This window comes from Streptomyces sp. NPDC041122 (assembly GCF_055592445.1).
In genome coordinates this window covers 147,101-167,856 of record NZ_JBVIYQ010000010.1, presented here as the reverse complement: position 1 = coordinate 167,856, position 20,756 = coordinate 147,101, and the positions used below count along the sequence as shown (strand labels likewise).

Annotated in this window: 19 protein-coding genes; 1 reads left to right on the top strand and 18 read right to left on the bottom strand. The window is 72.4% G+C overall.

All coding sequences use genetic code 11. The annotated features are described in order from the left end of the window. Nucleotide 1: 1 nt before the first annotated feature. The 8 genes from ACZ6B8_RS31915 to ACZ6B8_RS31880 form a co-directional block, all read right to left on the bottom strand. Complete coding sequence (locus ACZ6B8_RS31915; protein ID WP_471609472.1) at nucleotides 2–1,000, bottom strand: TauD/TfdA family dioxygenase; 999 nt, start codon at nucleotides 998–1,000, stop codon at nucleotides 2–4. Nucleotides 1,001–1,092: 92 nt separating this feature from the next. After that, a complete protein-coding gene (locus ACZ6B8_RS31910) occupies nucleotides 1,093–1,839 on the bottom strand; it encodes a thioesterase II family protein (protein WP_471085407.1) in 747 nt (248 codons plus the stop codon). Further along, complete coding sequence (locus tag ACZ6B8_RS31905; RefSeq protein WP_471609471.1) at nucleotides 1,836–3,065, bottom strand: cytochrome P450; 1,230 nt, start codon at nucleotides 3,063–3,065, stop codon at nucleotides 1,836–1,838. The genes ACZ6B8_RS31910 and ACZ6B8_RS31905 overlap by 4 nt, the downstream gene beginning before the upstream one ends. Beyond that, entirely contained in the window at nucleotides 3,062–4,864 is a 1,803-nt protein-coding gene (locus ACZ6B8_RS31900) for a non-ribosomal peptide synthetase (RefSeq protein ID WP_471085401.1), read from the bottom strand. The genes ACZ6B8_RS31905 and ACZ6B8_RS31900 overlap by 4 nt, the downstream gene beginning before the upstream one ends. Further along, complete coding sequence (locus ACZ6B8_RS31895) at nucleotides 4,861–5,640, bottom strand: thioesterase II family protein (protein WP_471609470.1); 780 nt, start codon at nucleotides 5,638–5,640, stop codon at nucleotides 4,861–4,863. The genes ACZ6B8_RS31900 and ACZ6B8_RS31895 overlap by 4 nt, the downstream gene beginning before the upstream one ends. Beyond that, the gene (locus tag ACZ6B8_RS31890) at nucleotides 5,637–5,849 is read right to left on the bottom strand and encodes an MbtH family NRPS accessory protein (RefSeq protein WP_471085395.1); all 213 of its coding nucleotides are present in this window, start codon (nucleotides 5,847–5,849) and stop codon (nucleotides 5,637–5,639) included. The genes ACZ6B8_RS31895 and ACZ6B8_RS31890 overlap by 4 nt, the downstream gene beginning before the upstream one ends. A gap of 349 nt (nucleotides 5,850–6,198) precedes the next feature. Further along, nucleotides 6,199–7,449, bottom strand: a complete 1,251-nt coding sequence (locus ACZ6B8_RS31885) for a cytochrome P450 (RefSeq protein WP_471609469.1) — start codon at nucleotides 7,447–7,449, stop codon at nucleotides 6,199–6,201. Continuing rightward, nucleotides 7,446–7,685 carry a phosphopantetheine-binding protein gene (locus ACZ6B8_RS31880; RefSeq protein ID WP_471085389.1) on the bottom strand — a complete coding sequence of 80 codons (240 nt, stop codon included), beginning with the start codon at nucleotides 7,683–7,685 and terminating at the stop codon, nucleotides 7,446–7,448. The genes ACZ6B8_RS31885 and ACZ6B8_RS31880 overlap by 4 nt, the downstream gene beginning before the upstream one ends. A 426-nt stretch (nucleotides 7,686–8,111) precedes the next feature. Here ACZ6B8_RS31880 and ACZ6B8_RS31875 point away from each other — a divergent pair, with 426 nt between their 5' ends. Then, complete coding sequence (locus tag ACZ6B8_RS31875; RefSeq protein ID WP_471085386.1) at nucleotides 8,112–9,461, top strand: AAA family ATPase; 1,350 nt, start codon at nucleotides 8,112–8,114, stop codon at nucleotides 9,459–9,461. A 103-nt stretch (nucleotides 9,462–9,564) separates the two neighbouring features. Here ACZ6B8_RS31875 and ACZ6B8_RS31870 read toward each other — a convergent pair whose 3' ends face one another. The 10 genes from ACZ6B8_RS31870 to ACZ6B8_RS31825 all read right to left on the bottom strand — a co-directional run bounded on the left by ACZ6B8_RS31870 (nucleotide 9,565) and on the right by ACZ6B8_RS31825 (nucleotide 20,755). After that, a complete protein-coding gene (locus ACZ6B8_RS31870; RefSeq protein WP_471085384.1) occupies nucleotides 9,565–9,900 on the bottom strand; it encodes an NIPSNAP family protein in 336 nt (111 codons plus the stop codon). Further along, on the bottom strand, nucleotides 9,897–10,667 hold the full coding sequence (locus tag ACZ6B8_RS31865; protein ID WP_471085381.1) for a thioesterase II family protein: 771 nt from the start codon (nucleotides 10,665–10,667) through the stop codon (nucleotides 9,897–9,899). Before ACZ6B8_RS31865 ends, ACZ6B8_RS31870 begins: the two co-directional genes overlap by 4 nt. 87 nt (nucleotides 10,668–10,754) lie before the next feature. Continuing rightward, nucleotides 10,755–12,467 carry a 2-isopropylmalate synthase gene (gene leuA / locus ACZ6B8_RS31860; protein ID WP_471609468.1) on the bottom strand — a complete coding sequence of 571 codons (1,713 nt, stop codon included), beginning with the start codon at nucleotides 12,465–12,467 and terminating at the stop codon, nucleotides 10,755–10,757. Between the two features lie 251 nt (nucleotides 12,468–12,718). Further along, complete coding sequence (locus ACZ6B8_RS31855) at nucleotides 12,719–14,002, bottom strand: MFS transporter (protein WP_471085375.1); 1,284 nt, start codon at nucleotides 14,000–14,002, stop codon at nucleotides 12,719–12,721. Further along, nucleotides 13,999–15,309 carry a condensation domain-containing protein gene (locus tag ACZ6B8_RS31850; protein WP_471609467.1) on the bottom strand — a complete coding sequence of 437 codons (1,311 nt, stop codon included), beginning with the start codon at nucleotides 15,307–15,309 and terminating at the stop codon, nucleotides 13,999–14,001. The genes ACZ6B8_RS31855 and ACZ6B8_RS31850 overlap by 4 nt, the downstream gene beginning before the upstream one ends. Further along, nucleotides 15,299–17,086 carry an amino acid adenylation domain-containing protein gene (locus ACZ6B8_RS31845; protein ID WP_471609466.1) on the bottom strand — a complete coding sequence of 596 codons (1,788 nt, stop codon included), beginning with the start codon at nucleotides 17,084–17,086 and terminating at the stop codon, nucleotides 15,299–15,301. The genes ACZ6B8_RS31850 and ACZ6B8_RS31845 overlap by 11 nt, the downstream gene beginning before the upstream one ends. Next, nucleotides 17,083–17,937, bottom strand: a complete 855-nt coding sequence (locus ACZ6B8_RS31840; protein WP_471609465.1) for an O-methyltransferase — start codon at nucleotides 17,935–17,937, stop codon at nucleotides 17,083–17,085. The genes ACZ6B8_RS31845 and ACZ6B8_RS31840 overlap by 4 nt, the downstream gene beginning before the upstream one ends. Further along, on the bottom strand, nucleotides 17,930–19,006 hold the full coding sequence (locus tag ACZ6B8_RS31835; RefSeq protein ID WP_471609464.1) for a MupA/Atu3671 family FMN-dependent luciferase-like monooxygenase: 1,077 nt from the start codon (nucleotides 19,004–19,006) through the stop codon (nucleotides 17,930–17,932). The genes ACZ6B8_RS31840 and ACZ6B8_RS31835 overlap by 8 nt, the downstream gene beginning before the upstream one ends. Continuing rightward, nucleotides 18,990–20,519: an AMP-binding protein gene (locus ACZ6B8_RS31830; RefSeq protein WP_471609463.1), complete on the bottom strand. Its 1,530-nt coding sequence runs from the start codon at nucleotides 20,517–20,519 to the stop codon at nucleotides 18,990–18,992. The genes ACZ6B8_RS31835 and ACZ6B8_RS31830 overlap by 17 nt, the downstream gene beginning before the upstream one ends. Further along, the gene (locus ACZ6B8_RS31825) at nucleotides 20,516–20,755 is read right to left on the bottom strand and encodes an acyl carrier protein (RefSeq protein ID WP_355807629.1); all 240 of its coding nucleotides are present in this window, start codon (nucleotides 20,753–20,755) and stop codon (nucleotides 20,516–20,518) included. The genes ACZ6B8_RS31830 and ACZ6B8_RS31825 overlap by 4 nt, the downstream gene beginning before the upstream one ends. Nucleotide 20,756 lies beyond the last annotated feature (1 nt).

The following is a 20,756-nucleotide window of genomic DNA, read 5'->3' as shown; positions in this document are numbered from 1 at the left end:
CCTAGGCCAGCACGGGCCCCGGGCCGGTCCGGTGCGACAGGCTGCGCCGCCCGTCCAGGTGGACGTAGACCCGGTGGAGCCAGCGGTCCTTGCCGTCGTAGCGGGGGGTGAACTCGGTACGGCCGTGCACCACGAGGCGGTTGTCCAGGAAGGCCATGTCGCCCGGGCGCAGCACCAGCTTCGACGCCACCTCGCTCAGCGCGTCACCGAGCCTGCGGAGCGCCTCGGCGGCCTCGTCGTCGGTGGCCCTGGTCGCGTTGAAGTCGACCTGGATGTCCGGGTCGTCGGCGGAGCCGTTCAGGACGCGGTGCGCGACGGTCGCGTCGCCCGAGCGGAACGACGGCGGTGCCTCGGTGACGAACCTGGGCTGGCGCAGGACCGCCAGGTCGGCGTCGTCGAGCAGCACCCGCGCCCTGCGGACCGAGGAGAACGAGGTGCCCGCCGTGCCCTCGTGGTCGCTGCGCAGGCACAACAGCCCGATGAGGTCCGGCCGGTGCGGGTGGAAGGCGTTCTCGTTGTGCAGTTCGAGCTCGACGGAGCCGGCGTTGCTCTGCGAGTCGGCCAGCGCCGGGACCGGTACGACGTTGTGCACCAGCGCGCCGTGCTTCTCGTTGCGGAAGGCGAACACGTCGCCGAGCTGCTGGCCGATGAGCATCGCCGTCGCGGCGGGCACGGTGGCCCTGCGCTCCACCGAGTCCGGCACCGACGGCGTGTCGGGCAGCGTCCCCGCGTCGACGGGGAGGTTCCCGATCAGCAGGGTGCCGCCGAGGCCGGGCTCGCTGCGGAAGGTGCGCAGGGCTTCGAGCAGCCGCAGGGGCAGCCGGCAGCTGTGCTGCCGTACGCGCGCCAGCCACCGGGGATCGTCGACCGGCCCGGCGGCCGGAGAGCGGCGCAGCTCGTCCGCGAGGGCGTGCACCTCGGTGCGCTCCCGCTCGGTCAGGGTCAGGCTCGACCGCTCGATGTCCTCGGGGGTCCGGTGATCCAACACGTGCAAGGGCATGTCTGGTCCTTTGAGCGTTTCCGCAGCCTGGCTGCGACACGTCACGCCGCGTTCGTGCGCGGGGTCTGGCCGTCACGGTCCGCCGCGGCGGCCTATTCGATGCGTACGGCGGTCATCTCGTGCTCGATGAGCTCGCGCAGCGCTCCGGGGAAGCGGAGGAACTCCCAGTGGTCGCCCTCCAGGACGTGCAGCGTGGCCGCGGCGCACTCGTCCCATCCGGGCCAGACCTCGGCCCGGGGCACGACGGCGTCCTCGGTCCAGGCGATCACCGAGACGGGGACGTCCCGGCTGGGGAGCGCCTCCGCCCGGTAGCCGCGCTGCAACCGCACGTCGGCGAGCAGGGTGTCCGCCGCCATCTCGACGAACTCCGGCGGCAGCCGGTGGCCCAGCGCCGCGCTGCGCTCCTCGATCTCGGCGGCCATGTCGACCTCGTCCAGGTCGACGAAGTTCAGCTTGCCGTAGAGCCCCCGGTGCGGGGCGCCCCACCCGGAGGCGAAGATCCGCCGGGGAACCGGCAGGCCCTGCTTCTCCAGATGGGCCGCGGTCTGCAGCAGGAACGGCACGGCACCGCAGTGCCCGATCAGCGCGTACGGCCGGTCGAGCCGGCCGGCGATCTCCGCGACCAGGCCCTCGGCGAACTCCTGGTGGCTGGCGACGTTCTCCTCGCCGAACCGGTTCTCGCGGCCCGGCGGCTGCACGGCGACGAACCGGCCCGCGCCGAGCTCCCGCGGCCACGCCTTGAACGACGAGGCCCCGGTGCCCGCGTACGGCACGCCGAAGACCAGGTAGTCCCCGTCGTCCGGCACGGGCTGCAGGGTCCAGCGGGTCATGCCGGTCATGCCGCGCTCACCCCGACGGGAACGCTCTTGTACTCCAGCATGAAGTTCGACCGGAGCCGGACCGTCGGTCCTGCCGGGACCAGCCTGCCGGGCCGCTCGCGCAGACCCTGGAGCAGCGCGGCGAGCGCGGTGCGGCCCATGGCGGCGCCGATGCAGTGGTGCGGCCCGCTGGCGAAGCCGACGTGCCGGTTGGGCGCCCGGCCGAGGTCGAACCGGTCCGGGTCGGGGAACTGGTCCTCGTCGCGGTTGGCGGACGCCGTCCACAGCGTGACCGAGTCGCCCTCGGCCAGCTCGACGCCGCGCACCACGACCGGCCTGGTGGTCTGCCGCTGCACGTAGGAGGCGGTGGACGTCCAGCGGACGAACTCCTCCAGGCCGGTGCCGACCAGCTTGGGGTCCGCCCGCAGCCTCTCCCACTCGGCCGGGTCGTCCATCAGCGCGAGCAGACCGCCGCTGGCGCTGTGCTGTGTGGTCTCGTTGCCGCCGATGGCCAGGTTCATCAGGTTGAACAGGAGCGAGTCCTCGTCCAGTTCGCGCTCCCCCGGCTCCGGCGTGAGCAGGATGCTCACCGCGTCCTCGCCCCGGTTGACCCGGCGGTCGGCGATCAGGTCCAGGAAGAAGTCGAAGATGTCCGCCTGGGCGGTCGCGAGCCGCAGCCCCTCGTGGTCGATGCCGAGGGTGTGCTCGTGGTCCCGGTAGCCGATCATGGTCTGGGTGAGCCGCAGCAGGTGCAACGCGTCGGCGTGCCCGATGCCCAGCTGGGCCATCAGACCGCCGGCCGGCAGCTCGCGGGCCACGTCGGCGGCGAAGTCGCCGCCGCCGTCGGCCCACACCTTGTCGAGCGCGACGGCGACCCGCTCGCGGACCGTCTCCGTCACGCGCTCGATCATCTTCGCGGAGAACACCCGGTGCATCCGGCGGCGCAGCTGCCGGTGGCGCTGCGCGTCGGAGGTGACGAGCATGCGCCCGGACGCGGTGTCGACCTCGTTGCGGAACGAGCCGCCGATGACGGTGCCGTGCTCCGAGCTGAACGTCTCGGTGTCCCGGAAGGCCATCAGGACGTCGTCGAACTTGGTCAGAGCCCAGAACCCGCCCTCGGGCGTGGGGTTCCAGTGGACCGGGGCCTCCTTGCGCAGCCGCGCCCACAGCTCGTGCGGGTCGCCGGTGACGAAGGCCTCGGTGTCGTTGAGGTCGATGTCGGGGGCCGGACTCAGCATCTGCGTCATTCGCCCTGTCCCTTGCTCTGCGCCGCGTCGACGGCGAGCGCCATGTCGGAGAGCACGGTGCTGCCCAGCACGTCCTGGAGGCTGATGCCCTTGGCCTGGTCCCGGCTGATCCGGCGGCTCATGCGGAAGGCCAGCATCGAGTTGCCGCCGAGCTCGAAGAAGTCGTCGTTGACGCTGATCCGCTCGGTGCCGAGCAGCTCCTCCCAGACCTCGGTGAGGTAGCGCTCGCTGTCCGTGCGCGGGGCCACGTAGTCGCTGCGGCGGCGGTCCCGGTCGGCAAGCAGCACGAGGAGTGCCGCGGTGTCGCGCTTGCCGTGCGGGGTCGACTGGATCTCCGGCACCTGGACGAACTCGGAGGGCACCTGGTAGTCGGGGATGGTCGCCTCGGCGTACGCGCGCACCTCGGGCATGGTGGTGCGGCCCTGCGGCACGACGAACGCGACGAGCCGCTTGTCCTGGCCCTCGCCCTGCGGCAGCACGGCGGCGTCGAGGACGCCGGAGCAGGCGAGGAGCGAACGCTCCACCTCGCGGGGCTCCACCCGGTAGCCGCGGATCTTCACCTGGTCGTCGTTGCGGCCGAGGTAGTCGAGGACGCCGTCGGGGCGCTCGCTGACGAGGTCGCCGGTGGCGTACATGACGGAGCCGGGGACGCCGAACGGGTCGGGCAGGAACCGCTCGGCCGTACGGGCGGGATCGTGCAGGTAGCCGCGGGTCACACCGGCTCCGCCGATGTGCAGCTCGCCCGGTGTGCCCTTGGGCACCGGCTGCAACCGTGCGTCGAGGACGTGCAGTTGTACGCCCGCGAGGCCGGCGCCGATGGGCACGCTCGTCGCGTCCGGCGCGACCTCGGCGATGGTGTACGCGGTCGCCGCGGTGGTGCCCTCGGTGGGCCCGTACAGATTGACCAGCTGTCCCTTGAACTTGCTGGCGAGCACGTCGCGGCAGGCGGCGGGGCGGACCACGTCGCCGCCGGTCTGCAGCACGCGCAGCGAGGAGAAGACGTCGGCGTCCTCGGCCGCGATGTGGTTGAAGGCCATGGTCGGCGAGAGCAGCGCGGTGATCCGGCGGCGGCGCAGCTCGCGGCCCGGGTCGCCCTTCACCAGGTCGGGCACCGAGGGCATCATCACGATCTCGGCGCCGAACCAGAACGAACTCCACAGCTCCCAGTGGAAGGTGTCGAAGGAGATGTTCGCGATCTGGGCCACCCGGTCGGCGGGGCTGAGCTCGGGCAGCAGCGGGTTCACCGCGAAGTGCACGAGGTTGTGGTGCTCGACCACGACGCCCTTGGGGGTGCCGGTGGAGCCGGAGGTGAACAGCACGCACGCCGCGTCCTGGGTCGCGGGCTCGGGCAGGCCGGCCGCCGGTGCGGCGCTCCGGGCGCGCTCGGCGTCGTACTCCCAGACCAGGGTGGGCACGTCGTCGCCGAGCTGTTCCCGCTCGCCGGGGCCGATCAGGGTGACGCGGCCGTCGGCGGCGCGGAGCATGAGCTCGCGCCGGGCCTTGGGGTAGCGCAGGTCCACGGCCACGTAGGCCGCGCCGGCCCGCAGTACGCCGAGGATGTTGATGATCAGGTCGACGTCGCGCTCGCGGTGGATGCCCACCCGGTCCTCGCGGCGCACCCCCTCGGCGATGAGACGGTGGGCCAACTCGGCCGACGCGCGGTCGAGTTCGGCGTAGGTGAGGCGGCGGCCCGAGTCGTCCGACACCGCCGGGGAGTCGCCGTGCTCGGCGGCCGACCGGGCGAAGAGCTCGGTCAGGGTGAGAGGGGCGTCCGGGGCAGTCCGGTCATCTGTCTTCACGGTGTGCGCGTTCCTCCTCGTGCGGGGATACCGTCTGCGATGACCTGAAGCAGGTCCGCTGGTGCCGATCGATGGGTGAAGTCGTCCCCGGGCAGCAGGACTTGGCGCACGTTTCCGTACGCCTCCCACTCGTCCATCTCTTCGGGACGCATGTGGGTGTCGCCGGTCCAGGAAATGGTGGTGACGTCCAGGGGCGTGCCGTCCGGGCCCGGGGGCTGGTAGCCGCAGGTCAGTTCGATGTCGGCGCGCAGCACCTGGATGGACAGTTCGAGCAGTTCGTCCGGGGGCGTGGGCTCGCCGCGCTGTTCGCAGCCGTACCGCAGCTCCGCCATGTACTCCTCGTCCGTGGTCTCCGGGGTGAAGGGGCCGGAGCGGCCGCCGCCGAAGTAGCCGCCGCGGTGCGGGGCCAGACAGGAGGAGGCGAAGATCTGCACGGGCAACGGGCCGCCGCGCGAGGCGAGTTCGACCGCGAGGCCGTAGCTCAGGCGCGCCCCGAAGCAGTGGCCGAAGAAGGCGAAGGGCTTGTCCAGGCACGGCTGGAGCGCGTCGGCCGCGTCCTTGACGAACTGCTCCATGGACGTGTGCGCCGGAGAGGTGATGCGGTTCTCACGGCCCGGGAGCTGTACGGGGCAGATCTCGATGTCGTCGATCCGGGTGGGCCAGCCGCGATAGGCGGAGGCTCCTATGCCGGCCACCGGGAAGCAGAACACCCGGGCCCGCGCCTCGGGGTCGGTATCGCGGACGAGCCATTTCCGGCCGCCTTCCCGGGTGCTCAACTCTGCACCCGACCCACGCCGGCCGGGCGTGCGTCGACCCAATTCCGTGAAATCCACTCCAGGCAACTCGTTTTATCTCCGCGGTGCCCGGTCTCGCTCCAACCGGTGGGCACGGAAAGTCCGGCGGGCCAAATGCTGTGCCGCCCTTGCTCGCTGCGCACGGTCAGCCAAGCGGCGCTCTCCGCCGCATCCAAGGAGGTTTCGCTCATCATTGCTCCGGTCGGGATAAAGGTGGGTGAGCTCGAGGATGGTGGCCCTGCCTGGTGGAGCCCGGAAATCCAAACTAGAACCCGCCGCTGACGGGCACCGGCACCTCATGAGGCAGAACGGAGGCAACTAGGGGGCGCCCGACTTACCCCGTTTTGTTGGGCGGTGCGACGTCGGTGGCGGCGTCGGCCACCGCACCGGCACTCGGCTGCCGCTTTCGCCCCCGCTCCGGAATGAATGAGTCCGGCCGGCGGGGAATCAAGGTGGGCGTCGGGGCGCCTACGCGGGCAGGCTCCGCCTACCCCGTGATCGGCCGGAGAATCGTCCGGACTTTCGGGCTCGGCGCGGAATTCACACCCTTTTTCGGCCGACGACGGGGAAATGCGTCATCCCGGCGATGAAAATGGACCGCAGATGCTGCGGCTCCCCCGCGACGTCGAGCGAGCCGAACCGCTGGAGCAGCTCCTCGAAGAAGACGCGCAGGGTCATCCGGGCCAGCGGCGCGCCGATGCAGAAGTGCGGTCCGAAGCCGAAGGCGACCTGGCGCTTGGCGCCGTCGCGTGTGATGTCGAACGTGTGCGGGTCGGGGAACCGGGCCGCGTCCCGGTTGGCCGAACCGATCCACGCGACCACCGCCCCGCCGGCCGGCACCGTGCCTCCGGCGATCTCGACGTCGTGCACCGCGTACCGCATGAAGTTGCAGGCGGACGAGGTCCAGCGCAGCCCCTCCTCGACCAGGTTGGGCACCAGGGAGATGTCGGCCGCGGCCTTCGCGTACTGCTCGGGATGGTCGATGAGCGCCTGCACCGTGCCCGAAATGGTGTAGGGCGTCGTGATATTGGCGCCCAGGAGAATGCTGTATCCGTCGAGGGCGATCTCCTCGTCGGTCAGCGGCGCGTCTCCCGCGCGGACGCTCATCAGGTGGTCGAGCAGGCTGCCGTTCTCCTCCTCCGCCCCGTCCGCCCGGCGCCGCTTGACCCACTGGGTCACGTAGTCGACGAGCTCGTGGTGGGAGATGGCCAGCGTCGCCGCCTCGCTGCCGAGCCGGAAGTGCGGGTCCGAGGGGGCCATCACCATCGAGGTCAGCTGGACGAGCTCGTCCCAGTCCTTCTCCGGGATGCCCAGGAGCGGGCCCGTGACGATCGCCGGCAGGCGCTGCACCTGCTCGCCCAGGTCGAAGGGGGCGCCGTCGAGGGCGGGTGCCAGGAACCGTACGACCGCCCGCCGGATGCCGTCCTCCCAGGACTTCACCGCCCGCGCGGTGAGCTTGGGGGCGATCGGCCTGCGGACCTCGGTGTGCCGGGGCGGGTCGGTGGAGGTCAGGAGCACGCCGGCCGCCACGTCGTCCTGCCCGAGGTGGGTGATCACCGTGCCGCGCTCCGAGGTGAACTCCCGGTGGTCGCCGAGGACGCGGCAGACGTCGTCGTAGCGGGTCACCGACCAGAACTCCCGGCCGTCCGGCAGGGTCTGGTGGTGCAGCGGCGCCTTCTCCCGCATCGCGTCCCAGATCAGGTGCGGGTCGCCCGAGGTGAAGAGGTCCAGGTCGAGGAGATCGACGTCGTCGAGGTCGATCTCGCGGCCGGTCCCCGGCGTCAGCCTCACGTCAGCGCCTTCGCCCGCTCGATCAGCTCGGCGACCCGAGCCGGCGTCTGCGCCAGATAGAAATCGCGCACGGACAGCTGGACGCCGTACTCCTGCGACAGCCGTTCGAGGATCCGGATACCGATGAGTGAATTACCGCCGACCTCGAAGAAGTTGTCGTTCACCTCGACCTGGTGATCCTCGATGAATTCTGACCATAGCTTTGCGATTTCCTGTGCCAGCGGCGACGATTCCATTGCCTGTATTTCCTTCCGTGGCCGACTCACTGCCATTGCAGTCGTCAGGGAGATGTGCGTCGCCTGCCGGAGGGATCAATTCCCGAGAAGGACCGAGCAGGCCGATGCGTCCGGCGTTATCCGCCCGAGGCGGTCGCGACGCAGGTGAATTGACGCAGGTCGAGTGATCGGGGAAACCGAGCGCGAGAAGTGATCGCGCCGCGAGATACCAGGCAGGTGTTGCCCCGCAGGCTCGACAGTACGCAGAGCGACGGGTCTTGTCCAGGGTGTTGATAAAGCCAGGTGGCCGCCGTAAGTTGGGCGACCTCACTGACCTGCTGCCTCGCAGTCGGAGGCAAAGACGTCGCCTTTCGGGGGAAAATGCGACGGAGTGCGCATTCGCGATGGTTTTGCCTTCAATGGCAAGGGACACCCCAGCGAGGACCTTTGAATTCGTCACAGAACCACGACGAGTGCACGAGAGCGGTCGACCAGCAGGCGTCACCGAGTCTCGGGTCTGTACTCAAAGCAGCACGCAGGCGCATCGGCGTCACCCAGAGTCAGCTCGCCGACCTGTCGTCCGTCAGCGTCCGGGCGATTCGCGATCTCGAACTCGATCTCACCCAGAACCCGCGGCGGGAGACCCTCCGGCTGCTCCTCGACGGACTGCGGCTGACCGGGGCCCAGCGGGCCAAGGTCGAGGAAGCGGCCGCGGGACCGTTCCCGCGCGGCATGCTGGACTCCCTGGCCCCGCCGCCCGCCGCGCTCGGACCGATCATCGGCCGCGAGCGCGACATCGAGGCCCTCACGGACCTCATCGAGCTCGGCGGGCACCGGCTGATCCGCGTGGTCGGCATGGCCGGGGTCGGCAAGTCCCGGCTCATCCAGGAGGTCGCCGGGGCCATGCACGCCTCCGCCCAGATGCCGGTGGTCTGGGTCGAACCCGAGGCGGGCCCCGCCGGCAAGCCCGCGGATCCGGTCCGGGACCGCATCACCGCCCTGCTCAACGGCGACCCCGAACTCGACTACCTGGCCACGGCGTTCGGCACCAACGACGTCCTGCTGGTGCTGCACGACGTGACCGTGGGACCCGGTCCGGAGGCGGCGCTGCGCCGTCTGCTCGAGCAGTGCCGGGGCCTGCACGTCCTGTGCGAGGCCCGCGAGGGCTCGCAGTGGGGCGCGGGCACCGACCATCCCGTCTTCCCGCTGCCCGTTGCGGAGCGCCCGGCCGGCCTTCCGGGGCGTGACGCGACGTCAGCCGTCAGCCCGGCCCTGCAGTTGATGCTGTCGCGGCGCAGCTCCCTGGAGCGGGAGGCGCTGGCCGACAGCCGGACCGCGGCCGCCCTGGCCGGCATCTGCCACAGCCTCGACGGCATCCCGCAGGCGATCGAGGCAGCCGCGGCCTGGCTGCTCCTGTACGAGCCGGCCCAGCTCCTGGATCTGGCGCGGCGCGATCCGTTCAAGCTCGCCACCTCGCCCGGCAACGACGCGGCCGATCTGCGGGCGGCGCTGGAGCGTGCCGTCAACGCGCTCGACCCGCGGGACGCCGACATCCTGCACCGGCTCGCCACCCAGCCGCACCCGTGGACCATGGCCCAGGCCTTCGCCTGCCTCGGGCACGTCGGGGACTCGGCGCTGAGCGCGATCCATCTGCTGTGCACCCGGGGCCTGGTGCGCCCGTCCGGCTGGGACGCCGCCGGCACCCCCAGGTTCACCGTCCTCAACCTGGTCCGCCCCCTGCTGGCCGAGCGGACCGCGCCGACGGCCCCCGCCGTGGTGGCCGCGTCCCACGCGTGAGCCTCCCCCGCAGGAACCGAAGAGCCCGTGTCCGGGCCTCGTCGTCCGCCCTCACGGGCGGACGGGCCGAGGTGCCGGACACGGGCTCTCGTGCGGAGGTCGCTCAGCCGCTGGTGCGGCCGGGGTCGGCCGGGTCCGCGGCCAGCGGTCGCAGGAAGCGGCGCTCGTAGCGCTTGATGCAGCCGGTGGCGCGGGCCAGTTCGACGGCGGCCCGGCACTCCGCGTCCTCGAAGCTGGCGTTGCGGTACACCTCGTACTCGGCGAGGCTCGGGAACGAGAACAGCGCGTAGGCGACGTCGCTGTCCCCCTCGCTCGGCATGAAGTAGCCGTGGTGGACGCCGCCGAGGCGGTTGACGAGCCGCACCCACCGGCGGCCGTACTCCTCGAAGTCCTCCAGCTTGTCGATGTCGATCTCGTACTTCAGGTGAACGGTGATCACGTCTGTGCGGTCTCCTTGACCTTCTCGATGTCCTCGGCCATGTACCGGGCCAGGCTCTCCGCCTGCTCGAACAGATAGAAGTGCCCGCCGGGCAGCGTGTGGAACCGCACGGGGCGGGTGCAGTACGACTGCCAGTCGTCGATCAGCTCCGGCTTGTTCAGCTCGTCCTCCACCCCCATGAACACCGACATCGGCACCGAGACGGGCGGACCCGCCGCGTACTCGTAGGTGTCCACCAGGTGGAGGTCGCCCCGCAGGATGCCGACCATCCAGTCCGCCATCTCGGGGTCGTCCAGCATCTCCTCCGGAGTGCCGCCGAGCCGCCGCAGGAAGTCCAGGAGCCGCTCCGGCGGCCACAGGTCACGCCGCTCCGAGAAGTGCTCGCTCGCCAGCCGCGGTGCCGGCATCGCCGACACCCCGAACCAGACCGGCGGTTGAGCGGACCGCTCCAGTTCGCGGATGAGTTCGTAGCCGATCAGGGCGCCCATGCTGTGCCCGAACACCGCGTAAGGGCCGCTCGCCTCGGCCAGGATGGCGGGCGCGAGCAGCTTCACGGCCTCCGCCGCGTCCTGGCAGTGCGTCTGGTGGGAGGCCGTGCCGCGGGCCGGCAGGTCGACGGCGCGCAGCCGCCAGCCGGGCGGGAAGGCCCGGGCCAGCGGCATGAAGCCGACCGCGGAACCGCCCGCGTGATGAAGGAAGTAGCAGGTCAGCTCCTCGGCCGTACCGTCGGACGACGCATCGGGGCGCTTCTGGAGATCTCTGAACATCGTTGTTTCGCCTATCTCATGGGGCCCGTCACCACGTTGACGGTGCCATGGCGGGGCGCCCCGGTCGAGACCGGGGCCCCCGCGGTGTCAGAGGGACGCCCGGTTGACGGCGGAGGCGACGGCGCGCACGGCCGCCCCGGCCTCGTCGGCGTGCCGCCCGACGCCCCACACGCTCTCGCCGCCGATCTCGCACTCCGCGTAGACGATCACCGGGGAGTCCTCGGCGGCGGCCGGCTGGACGCTGAGGGACCGCGCCACGACGTCCGTCCCGGCGCCCCGCAGCGCCTCGGCGAACGTCTCACCGCAGTCGGCCCGGAAGGTGCGGGCCGCGCCGTCCAGCTCCACCTCGACCACCCCGGCCGCCGCCCCCGTCACCCGCAGCCGGGCGCCCTCGCCCAGGAACTCCCGGGTGAAGAGCTCCCACACCTGCGCGGACCCGACCTCGGCGGCGCTGGCCTCGCTGTAGCTCTGGACCAGGCGGGAGAACTCCACCTGGAGACGGCGCGGCAGGTCGAAGCCGCGCTCCGTCTTGAGCAGGTACGCCACCCCGCCCTTGCCCGACTGGCTGTTGACGCGAATGATCGCCTCGTACGAGCGGCCCGCGTCCTTCGGGTCGATCGGCAGGTAGGGCACACCCCAGGGCACCTCACCGACGGGCGTGCCGACGCGCTGCGCCGCCTGCTCCATCGCGTCGAACCCCTTCTTGATCGCGTCCTGGTGGGACCCGGAGAAGGCCGTGTACACCAGGTCGCCCGCGTACGGGTGGCGCGGGTGGACCGGCAGCTGGGTGCACTCCTCGGCGATCCGCCGGACCGTCTCCACGTCCGAGAAGTCGATCATCGGGTCGACGCCCTGGGAGAAGAGGTTCATGCCGAGGGTCAGCAGGTCCACGTTGCCGGTGCGCTCGCCGTTGCCGAACAGGCAGCCCTCCACCCGGTCGGCCCCGGCCAGGAGCGCGAGTTCGGCCGCGGCCACCCCGGTGCCCCGGTCGTTGTGCGGGTGCACGGAGAGGCTTATGTGCTCGCGGCGGCTGAGGTTGCGGTCCATCCACTCGACCTGGTCGGCGAACTCGTTGGGCAGGGTGCACTCGACGGTCGCGGGCAGGTTGATGATGATCGGGCGCCCCTCCGCCGGCTGCCACACGTCCATCACCGCCTCGCAGATCTCCAGCGCGTAGTCCGCCTCGGTCGCGGTGAACGACTCCGGCGAGTACTCGAACAGGAGCTCCCCGCCGACGTGCTGCCCGGCGAGCTTGGTGATGAGCCGGACCGCCTGCACCGTCAGGTCGAGGATCCCCTCGCGGTCCGCGCCGAACACCACCTGGCGCTGCAGCGGCGAGACCGAGTTGTACAGGTGGACGATGGCGCGCGGGGCGCCCCGCACCGACTCGAAGGTCCGCTCGATCAGTTCGGTCCGTGCCTGCACGATGACCTGGATCGTCACGTCGTGCGGGATCAGGTCCTGCTCGATGAGCTCTCGCACGAAGTCGAAGTCGACCTGGCTCGCCGACGGGAAGCCGACCTCGATCTCCTTGTAGCCCATGGCGACGAGCTGCCGGAACAGCCGGTGCTTGCGCGCCAGGTCCATGGGCTCGGGCAGAGCCTGGTTGCCGTCGCGGAGGTCCACCGAGCACCACAGGGGCGCCGTGCGGAGCTTGCGCGTCGGCCACCGGCGGTCCGGCAGGTCCGGGGTGCCGAAGGGCTTGTAGCGGTGCACCGGCATGCCGCTCGGCTGCTGCACGGTGCCGGTCAGGGAGGTGGCGGCCTCGGTGGCGGGCCGTCCTGCAAGTGTGCTTGACATTGTCGGTCCTCTGCCCGAATCGGAAAGGAATGTCTGTGCGTTGAGGGGTGTCGCCCGGGATGCCGGCCAGGGGCGCGCCGCGGGCGCCCGGCCTCGTTCGTGTCGCGGATTCGTGTCGCGAGTTGCTCGCCATGCACGACGAAGCTCGACCTTAAAAGGGCCGGGGCCCCAGGATCGGCAGCACCAGGGGCGACCGGGCGGCGACTTCCCTCCCCGGGCCGCCGGTCGGGCCCCGCGGGCGGCCCCGGGCGTCAGGAGACGGCGGCAGCGGTGTGGTCCGGCGGCACGTCGCGCAGGCGGCGCAGCGGCGAGAAGAGTACCCAGAGGCCGCCGAGGCTCGCTCCGACGACGCCGACCCACAGCGTGGGGCGCAGCCCGATCCAGGTCGCGAGCGCGCCTCCGACGAGCGCGCCCAGCGGGATGGTTCCCCAGACGATCCACCGCACCGCGGCGTTCATCCGGCCGAGCAGCTCCGGCGGACAGAGCTGCTGCCGGTAGGTGACCTGCGCGGTGTTGTAGACGATGGCGCCGAAGGTGAACGCGAACCAGCCGATGCCGAAGAAGACGACCCGCCAGCCGTTGTACGCCAGCGGCACGAGGTAGGACGGGACGCCGCAGGCGAGCGGGGCCAGCCAGATGATGCGGGCGGAGCCCACCCGCCGGGCGAGGCGGCCCGCGAGCAGTCCGCCCAGGACGCCGCCGACGGGTCCGAGGGCGAGCAGCAGGCCGGCCTGGCTGGAGGAGAGCCCCAGTTCGCGGACGAGGAAGGGGATCTCCATCGCCGACGCCATGTGGGAGAAGAGGTTCACCGTGGCGGTGCAGGCGACGATCCGGCGCAGCACCGGGTGCCGGACCACGAAGCCGAGGCCTTCGCTCATCTGCTCGCGGAAGGTCGGCCGCGGCCCGTCGGGGCGGGCCGGCTTCGGCTCCGGGGTCCGGATCAGGAACAGCGAGGCGGCGGAGACGAGGAACGACATCGCGTCGGCGACCAGCGCCCTGGCCCCGCCGATGGCGGCGACGAGGACACCGGCCACCGTGGGCCCGAGGGTGGCGGCGGCCGAACTGGTGGTGCCCAGCTTGCCGTTGGCGTCGATCAGCGACTCCTTGGCGACGAGGGCCGGCACATAGCTCTGGTACGCGACGTCGAAGAACACCGTCAGGGAGCCCGTGACGAGCGCCACCGCGCACAGGTGCGTCAGCGTGAGCGTGTCCAGGTACCAGGCCACCGGCACCGTCGCGATGACCGCCGCGCGCACCAGGTCGCACCACATCATCAGCCGGTGCCTGGCGACCCGGTCCACCACCACGCCCGCGGGCAGCGCGACGAGCAGGAAGGCCAGCGTGCCGAGGGCGGTGAGCAGGCCGACCTGGAAGTTGGAGGCGTCCAGGGCGGTGATGGCGAGGAACGGCAGCACGAACGGCGTGATCATCGAGCCGACTTCGCTGACCGTCTGGCCGCCCCACAGCAGCATGAAGTCGCGGTGGCGCAGCAGGGAGGGGCGTGCGGCGTCGGCGGCGGGCTTGGCCTCGGTCACGGCATCCGTCCGATGGGTCGTAGGGGCTCGGCGACGGCTGCGGCGAGCAGGGTCGTGTACCGGGCGGCGAGCCGCCGCGCGGTGGTCTCCTCGAAGAGGTCCGTGCTGTACTCCAGGCGTCCCCGGCACTCCGCGCCGTCGTGGACGAGCGACAGGGACAGGTCGACCTTGGCGGTCCGGGTGTCGCCGAACTCCCTGGTCACCCGGCAGCCGCCGAGCCGCAGGCCGGGCGCGGCCACCCGCTGGAGACCGAACATCAGCTGGAACAGCGGATTGGCGCCCGGGTCGCGCGCCGGGTTCAGCTCCTCCACCAGGAGCTCGAACGGCATCGCCTGGTGGGCCAGGGCCGCCCGGCTCTCGTCGCGCGTGCGCAGCACCAGGTCGCGGAAGCTCGTCCCGTCCGGCACGTCGAACCGCTGCACGACCGTGTTGCCGTACATGCCGATCAGCGCGAACTGGCTCTCCCGGGTCCGCAGGGCCACCGGCGAGCCGACGACGACCTCCGGGGCGCCGCTCTCCTCCCGTACCAGCGCGACGAACGCGGCCAGCAGCACGGCGTACGGCGTGGTGCCGCAGGCCCGCGCCAGCCGGCCGGCGCCGCCGACCGTTTCGGGACCGACGGTGACCGGCACATGGGCGCCGGCGAAGCTCCACACGGCGGGGCGCGGGTGGTCGGTCGGGATGCCCGCCCGCGCCGGTACGCCGGCGAGGTGCTTGGTCCAGTGGTCCCGCGCCCGGTCCAGGGCGGCGCCCGCGACCTGGTCCGCCTGCCACCGGGCGAAGTCCGCGTACTGCTCGGCCAGCTCCGGCGGCTCGGGTTCACGGCCGGCCGTGAACGCCTCGTACAGGAGCGAGAGTTCGTCCTCCAGGACGGTCAGCGACCAGCCGTCGCACACGATGTGGTGGAGCGTCAGGCAGAGCACATGGCGGCCGGGCGCCGTGGTCAGGAGCAGCGGCCGCAGCACCTCACCGGCCGCCAGGTCGAACGGCCGCCGCGCCTCGGCGGCGGCGCGCCGCTCCGCCTCGCCCTCCGGGTCCTCGTGCCCGGTCAGATCGGCGCGCGGGACGCGGACCGGCGCCGCGGGCCGGATGACCTGGCGCAGGGCGCCGCGGGACATCCGGTAGCCGGTGCGCAGCACCTCGTGCCGCCGGACCAGCCCGGTCAGGGCCGCTTCGAGGGCCGGGGCGTCCGGCTCCCCGTCGATCCGGTAGAGGACGGGGACGGTGTAGGCCGGGCTGTCCGGGTAGAGCCGGTCGAGGATCCACAGCCGTTTCTGCGCGTACGAGACCGGGGGGTCACCGGTCACGGGACACCTCGGCCGGCGCCGCGCCGGACAGCCCGGCGGACACCTCGGCCGCGAGCCGCTCGATCGTCGGGTCGTAGACGTACGCGCCCAGCTCCACCCGCACCCCGTAGGCGGCGTTGACCCGGGACAGCAGCCGCATCGCGAGCAGGGAGTGGCCGCCGAGCGCGAAGAAGTCGTCGGTGACGCCGACCGAGGGCAGGCCGATCAGCTCGGCGGCGATCGCCGCGAGCTCCCGCTCCAGGTCGGTGCGGGGCGCCACCGCGGCCGTGGCCTCGTCGTCCACCGGCGCCGGCGGCAGCGCCGCCCGGTCCACCTTGCCGGTCTTCGTCAGCGGCAGCGCGGGCACCACCACGAAGGCGGACGGGATCATCCACTCCGGCAGCGTCGCGGCCAGGAACTCCCGCAGGCCGGTGGGCGTCCGGCCGGGCTCGGCGGGGGACACATGGGCCACGAGCCGCACCTCGCCCGTCGAGCGGTCGGCGACCACCGCCACCTCGCGGACCTCCGGGTGGAGGCTCAGGACCGCCTCCACCTCGCCCGGCTCGACCCGGAACCCGCGGATCTTCACCTGGTCGTCGATCCGCCCCAGGTAGTCGAGCCGCCCGTCCGGCAGGACCTTCACCAGGTCCCCGGTGCGGTACATCCGGGCGCCGGGCTCCTGCGCGTACGGGTCCGGCAGGAAGCGCTCCTCGGTCAGGTCGGGGCGTCCCGCGTAGCCCTGGGCCACGCCCGGGCCGCCGATGAACAGCTCGCCCGTCTCCCCGTCCGCGACCGGCGCCAGGTCCTCGCCGAGCACGTAGCAGTCGGTGTTCGCGATGGGCAGGCCGATCGGCACCGAGCGGGCGTCCGCGGCGAGTTCGGTCAGCTCGCCGCAGACCGCGTAGGTGGTGGCCTCCGCGGGACCGTAGCCGTTCACCAGGCGGGCGGGGCGTACGGCGGGGTCGGCGGCGAGCAGGCGGTGCACGGCCGCGACGCTCAGCGCGTCGCCGCCGACCATCAGGGTGTGCAGCCCGGCGAAGGTGTCCGGCCGGTCGGCCATCACGGTGGTGAAGAGCGCGGAGGTCAGGAACATGGTGGTGATCCGGTGCTCCGCGAGCGCCGCGGCCAGCGCGACCGGCGAGAGGACCGTCGCGGTCGGGATCACGACGACCGTGCCGCCGTTCAGGAGCGCCCCCCAGACCTCGAAGGTGTAGACGTCGAAGGAGGAGTTGGACACCTGGGCGATGCGCTGGTGGGGGCCGAAGTCCAGGTAGTCGGTCTCGCGGACGAGCCGGAGCACCGAGCGGTGCTCGATGACGACGCCCTTGGGGCGTCCGGTGGAGCCCGAGGTGAACAGGATGAACGCGGCGTCGCGGGAGCCGGTCGCGGCCTGCGGCAGGCCGGCCGGGTCCTGCGTCCGCTCGGCCTGGCGCACCTCCTCGGCGGTGACCGTCACGGTCGCCTCCGCGGTGGCCAGCATGTACTCCTTGCGCTCCGCGGGGTACTCCGGGTTGATCGGCACATAGGCGCCGCCCGCCTTGATGACGGCGAGCACCGCGGTGACCAGTTCGTGGCCGCGCTCCAGGAGCACGCCCACCCGGGACCCCTCGGTCACGCCCCGGTCGCGGAGCAGTCCCGCGAGCCGGTCGGAGCGGGCGTCGAGTTCCGCGTACGAAAGGGTGTGGGCGCCGTCCACGACGGCGGGCGCGTCCGGTCCCGCCTTGACCTGTGCGGCGAAGGCCGCGGCCATGGACGTGTCGGCCGGGTAGGGGGTCACGGCCCCGCGCAGGATGCTCACTTGCTCTTCTCCAGTTCGCTGTCGAGGGACTCGGCGTGGGTGGTGGCGCGTTCGCGCAGCTCGTCGTCGTACCGGATGCGGCCGCCGGGACCGGCGAGGCGGGGTGCGGCGACGGCGGTCCTGCGGATCATCGTGACGCTGTTCTGCCGGAGCTTGTGCGACTCCAGGAGGTTCAGGACCTCCAGCTCACCGGGCCTGGACCGTTGCAGTCCGGCCAGATAGCGCAGGATCGCCTCGCCCTCCGGGTAGGTCATCAGGTAGTGCAGGACCACCACGCCGCCGGCCGGGTTGATCCGGTCGAGGAAGTGGTCCAGGAAGTACAGGCAGTCCCACGCGTCGACCCAGGCGAAGTCGATCGGCTCGAAGTCCTCGGGCAGCGCGTCGTCGGCCTCGCGCAGCGACGCGTCCACGATGGTGACCGCTCCGGTGAGCCCCAGCTCGTCGAGGACCGCCTCGACCAGCCCGGCCGACGACTCCGGGATCGACCGGTCGTCCACGGCCACGAACCGCGGCCGGTACGGCTCCAGGTACGACGCGGGGGCGGCGAGCGCGGGCTCGGCGCGCAGCCAGTCGTCGTCCAGCGGGGTCCCGGCGCGCAGATACCGCCGGGTCTTGGCGGCGAGCAGCCGTGACTCCTCGGCGGCCTGCTCCTGGGCCCCGGCGAGGGCGGCGGCCAGGAACGGGGTGGTGTAGCCGGAGCCGACCTCCAGGACCCGGCGGGGCCGCGTCATCCGGATCAGCCCGGCCAGGAAGGGGGCGACGGCCTCGGTGCCCATGCCGGGCACCCGCAGCCGGGCGACGGCCCGCGCGAAGTCCGGGCCGTCCGTCGTCGTGCCGGTCCGCTCAGCCATGGGGGTGCTCCGCGGCGTTCAGGTCGGCGATCCGTTCCAGGCCCTTCATCACGGTGTCGGGCGGCAGCCCGAAGTCGATCAGGCAGGCGATCTCGTCCACGCCGATCCCGCGCAGCCGCTCCACCGCGCGCGCCGCGGTCTCCGGCGAGCCGAGCAGCCCGCAGTCGTCGACGTAGCGGTCGAAGGAGCGCTGGACGATGAACTCCACGTCGGCCTCGTGCAGTTTGGCGGGGTCGATCCGGCGCCTGCCGTCGAACCCCGAGCCGAGGAGCAGTCCGAGCGAGCCGCGCAGATAGCGCAGGAGCGGTTCGCGCACCAGCTCCCGTACCTGGTCCGCGTCGTCGTCGAGATAGGTGTGCACCATCAGGACCACGTGCCGGCCGCCGGCCGCCCGGTACTCGCCGATCTTGTGCGCGAGGTCGTCCAGGTCCTGGCCGAGGAGATGGGTCAGCACGCCCGCGCCCATGGCCCCGGCGGCCCGGAAGGTCTCCACGCTGCCCGAGCTGGTGATCCAGGTCGGCAGTTCCGGCTGTACGGGCCGGGGGTGGACGGACACCTCGCGCTCGGTGCCGGCCCCGTCGGGGAAGGCGAGCGACGCGCCCCGCCAGAGCTCCTGGACCTGGCGCACTTGGTCGGCCATCAGCCGGCGGCGGTCGGCGTACGCCTCCGGGCGCAGCGCGAAGTCGGCGGCGTGCCAGCCGGACGCGAAGGAGATCCCGACGCGGCCGCCGGAGAGGTTGTCGACGACGGACCACTCCTCGGCGATGCGCAGCGGGTGGTGCAGGGGCGCCACGACACTGCCCGCCCGGATGGCCACGCGCTCGGTGACGGCGGCGACCGCCGCCCCGGTGACGGCCGGGTTCGGGTACAGGCCGCCGAAGGGGTGGAAGTGCCGCTCCGGGGTCCATACGGCGGCGAGACCGCGGGTGTCCGCGAACCGGGCGCCGTCGAGCAGGAGTTGGTACCGGGGACCGGTGAGCTCCTCGCTGTCGGAGGCGAAGTAGAAGAGGCTGAAGTCCATGCCGCGCCGTGGCGCGGCCGGGGCCGGGGGTTCAGGCGAGTGCGCCATCGTTGACCTCACTGACGATGCGGCGGAGCGCGCCGCGGTCCACCTTGCCGTTGGCGTTGCGGGGCAGGGAGTCGAGATGTTCGAAGCGGCGCGGCACCAGGTGGATCGGCAGCGTCGCGCGCAGCGCGCGGATCAGCTCCATCCGGCCGGTGCCGCGCCCGGTGTAGCAGGCCACCAGATCGGTGACGCCGTCCCGGCCGACGCCGAGCACCACGGCCTCCGTCACCGCGTCGAGGCGCCGCAGCGCGGCCTCCACCTCGCTGGGCTCGACCCGGTAGCCGCGGATCTTCACCTGGTCGTCGAGCCGGCCCCGGTGGACCAGCTGTCCGTCCTCGGTCCTGACGCGGTCGCCGGTGCGGAAGTACCCGTCGGCCGTGAACCGGCCCTCGTCGTCGCGCGGGTCCAGATAGCCGTCGAAGCGCTGGGGACCACGCACCCACAGCTCGCCCGTCTCCGCGACGACCCGGTGCTCGAGGCCCGGGTAGATCCGGCCGATGGGAACGGTGCCGTTGGAGGTCACCGGCCACCGCGCGGGGTCCCCGGGCAGCCGGAACTCGGCGCAGGCGACGGTGAGTTCGGTCGGGCCGTACAGGTTGTCCAGGGTGGCGTCCGGGGCTACGGCGTGCCAGGCCCGCGCCTGGTCCAGGGTGAGCTGTTCGCCGCAGAAGACGCTGTGGCGCAGGGCCGAGGGGCGGCCCGCGGCGAGCTGCCCGAATCCCGCGCTCACCGAGACGGCCGAGGGCACCGAGAACCAGTGGGTCAGCTCCCGGCCGCTCAGGTAGTCGACCGGCGCGAACAGCTCGGCCCGTGAGGGCACCACGAGCGTCGCCCCGCCGCCCCAGGTGACGAACAGGTCGTACACCGACAGGTCGAAGGTCAGCTCGAAGGTGTGCGACATGCGGCAGCCCGGGCCGACGCCGTAGCGCGCGATGTTGTGCGCCACGAACGGCAGCGCCTGCCGGTGCCGGATCGGGATGCCCTTGGGCCGGCCGGTCGTGCCGGAGGTGAAGAGCAGATACGCGGGACGGTCCGGATCCGGCTCGTACGGCGTGAGCCGCCCGTCCGGCGCCGCCCCCCGGATCTCGTCGTCGTCGAGCCGCAGGACGGGGCGCTCGCCCGCCCACTCGGTCCCGCCGCGCGCGACGATGGCCGCCTCCGCCACGACCACGTCGACGCCTGCCGCCGCGCAGATGTCCCGGTTCCGGGCCGCCGGGTAGTCCGGGCCCAGGGGGACGACCGCGGCGCCGAGCCGCAGCGCCGCGAGGTAGCCGGTGTACGCGACGAGGCTGCGGGCGGCGAGCAGGCCGACGCGCTCCACCGTGCCGTGCTCGGCCGCGATCCGCTCCGCGAGCACCTCGGCGCCCCGCAGCAGCTCGCGGTAGCTCACCGCACCGCCCGTGCCGCTCTCCGCCGTGCCGCCGTCCGCCGTGCCGCGGTCCGGGAACTCGACGGCGGGGGCGTCCGGCAGCCGTGCGGCGGTGGCCGCGACCACCTCGTACAGGCTCCGGGTCATGCGCCGCTCCGCAGGAACTCCGCCTGGCGCCGCACGGTCGGATGCTGGAAGAGGTCGGTGGCGCGCAGCTCACCCGGCGTGAGCTCGTTCAGCTGCTCCCAGAGCAGAAGCAGCAGCAGCGAGTTGCCGCCGGCGTCGAAGAAGCCGACGTCCAGGGGTATCTCGGTCTCGTCGTAGCCCAGGGTCTCGGCCCAGGCCGTCCGCACCGGGCCGATCAGCTCGTCCGCGTCGCTCACG